Annotated in this window: 1 protein-coding gene; it reads left to right on the top strand. The window is 30.8% G+C overall.

What is annotated here, in order from left to right; genetic code table 11:
• A partial coding sequence (locus A7976_RS15205; protein WP_165601740.1) for an erythromycin esterase family protein occupies positions 1-347 on the top strand: 347 nt, incomplete at its 5' end.
• Between the last annotated feature and the right edge of the window lie 39 nt (positions 348-386).

Consider the following 386-nt stretch of genomic DNA (forward strand, 5'->3'; position numbering starts at 1 on the left):
ATATAGCACTCATTCCTGGCCAAAATTCAACTTCATTTGGAAATGAACTTTATAAATTACTTGGGTCAGAAGTCTATATCCTTGGTTTTACATCACATCAAGGAACGGCAGGCAGAATTTCTGTTCTGGATAAGTTTGAAATAGAAAAACCAAAACTTCAAAGTTTTGAGAGTTGGGTAAATAAACTTAACTATAATTTCGGGTTTATAAATTTTAGAACAATACGGACAGATGAATTGTTTTATATGAAAGGCCTTTTTCATAAATCAGAAAAAGGGAGTTGGACAAATGTTTTTGATGGAATGTTCTATATTAAGAACATGTATCCATGTGATAAAGTTGATTAGTCTTTAATCAAAAGCAACAACAAACCCAATTTCAATATC

The sequence above is a fragment of the Methylobacillus sp. MM3 genome (assembly GCF_001645185.1).
In the GTDB taxonomy this organism is placed as follows: Bacteria; Pseudomonadota; Gammaproteobacteria; order Burkholderiales; family Methylophilaceae; genus MM2.